The organism is Actinoplanes sp. ATCC 53533, from assembly GCF_003947245.1.
The window spans coordinates 1-1910 of sequence record NZ_QHHV01000429.1 but is presented as its reverse complement, the minus strand read 5'-3'; the positions used below and the strand labels follow the sequence as shown (position 1 = coordinate 1910).

1 protein-coding gene and 1 pseudogene are annotated in these 1910 nt (G+C 67.2%); both read right to left on the bottom strand.

Features of this window, described 5'->3' with window-relative positions; all coding sequences use genetic code 11:
- Window positions 1-1132, bottom strand: a 1132-nt coding sequence (locus tag DMB66_RS58700; protein ID WP_125812580.1) for a glycosyltransferase family 87 protein, incomplete at its 3' end; no start/stop codon positions are given.
- A 133-nt stretch (window positions 1133-1265) separates the two neighbouring features.
- Window positions 1266-1910 (bottom strand): annotated as a pseudogene (locus DMB66_RS62115) (hypothetical protein); the annotation flags it as partial.

The window sequence follows — 1910 nt, the reverse complement described above, 5'->3', positions numbered from 1 at the left end:
GCCAGAGCACGTACTGCTGGGACCAGACCTTGCTGAAGATCAGGAACGCCGCCACCACCAGGAACGCGAGCTGGGCGACCCGTGGCCGGCGCGGGGCGAGCAGGGCCAGCGCGGCGATGCCGAGACAGGCGAGCACGGTGAGCGCGTACGACACGTTGTTGAGCACCGGGACGTGGTCGCTGAGCCACTGGAACGGGCCCTGATCGCCGACCGCGCCGGTGTTCCACTTCGAGTCCAGGAAGCGGCCGATGTACCAGGAGGTGCCCCAGTCGATCGGCCGCTCCTTGTTGAGGTCGAAGAAGCGGAACCAGCTGTCGCGGTAGAGCACGGCGACGGGGAGGTTGACGGCGATCCACGCGACCACCGCCGTCACGGTCGCCGCCCAGAACTGCGGCAGGCGTTTCGCGCGCAGAGCCAGCACGAACAGTGGCCCGAGAATGAACAGCGGCCACAGCTTGGCCGCGCCTCCCACACCGAGCAGCAGGCCGGCGAGCACCGGCCAGCGTCTGGCCCAGGCGTACATGCCGAACACGGCCAGGCCGATGGCGAGGAAGTCCCAGTTGACTGTCGCGGTGACCAGGACGATCGGTGACAGCGCGAAGATCGCCGCGTCCCAGGGCCGGCGGCGGCGCAGCGCGAGGATCATCGCGACGGAGGCGACAGCCAGGGCGGACAGCACGAGCGCGTTGGCGTTGTAGAACCACTTGCCCTGGTTGATCTGCGGGTACTTCTCGCCGAGCGCGTGCACCGGCAGGCCGAGCGCACCCATGAAATAGCCGGTGACGACCGGATACTCGACCGGGTGGTCCTTGTAGGGGACCTTGCCCTCGTTGAGGCCCTCGGCGTAGTAGAGCGCCAGCACGTCGGTGTAGCAGAACCGGGTGTACTGGATGTTCTTCTGCCAGTCACCGTCCTGGCAGGGCGACTTCTGCACCCAGCTCAGCGCCAGCGTCAGGCAGAGCAGCGCCAGGATGATCCGCGGGACGGTCCAGAACCGGTCACGCCGAGCGTCCGGGCGGACGGCGTGTTCGCCGAGCGGTCCGCCGATCGCCTGGGAGAGCCCCCGGACGAAGCCGTCCGATTCGGCGGGCTGGTCGGGCCGGTCGGTCTCCGGGGACGAAGGCACGCTCATGCTTTGGCATCATGCCGCATCGGCCGGACGGGCAGGCGACGCCCTACGGCAACAGTCCGGCGACAACGCCACAAAAGTGAAGCGGCGCCCTGCTCCCGGGAGGAGAGGGCGCCGCTTCGAAAATTGGCAGACGTCAATCGTCGTCGGTTTGCCCACCGTCGTTCACGGTGCCACCGCCGGGGAAGGTGATGCCCCCGTTGTCGCCGTTCCCGTTCCCGTTGCCGGTACCGTTGCCCGTTCCATTGCCGTTGCCGTTGCCGTTACCGGTGTTGTCGTCGCACTGCTGGAGGATCACGCAGAGGGCGTTGTCCGGCAGCGTGGGCTCCTTGGCCGGCGGCTCGACGCCGTTGCCCTTCTTGCTCGGGTCGACGAAGGCGGTCGAGTTCGGCAGGAAGTCCTTGTTGTCGGCGTCGATCGCCTTCGAGGCCGAGTCCAGGAACATCTTCCAGATCTGGCCCGGCGTCGAACCGCCGTTCATCGGCCTGCCGTTGGCCTTGAAGATCGGCATCAGTTCCATTTGCTTGGTCTTCTTGTTCACCTTCTCGCGGCCGATCCAGACGGAGGCCGCGATCTCCTTGGTGCCGCCGACCATCCAGGCGTCACCGTTCTGGCCGTCCTTCTTGCCCTTGCCGGTGAATTCCCAGGTGCCGGTCTTGCCGATCGCCTTGCGGCCGTCAGCGAGCCCGATGCCGTTGATTCTGGGAATCTTCTGCATGACGTCCTGGGCCGCGGCGGCGACGTCGGGCCTGAACGCCTTGACCGGCTTGAGCTTCTCGCC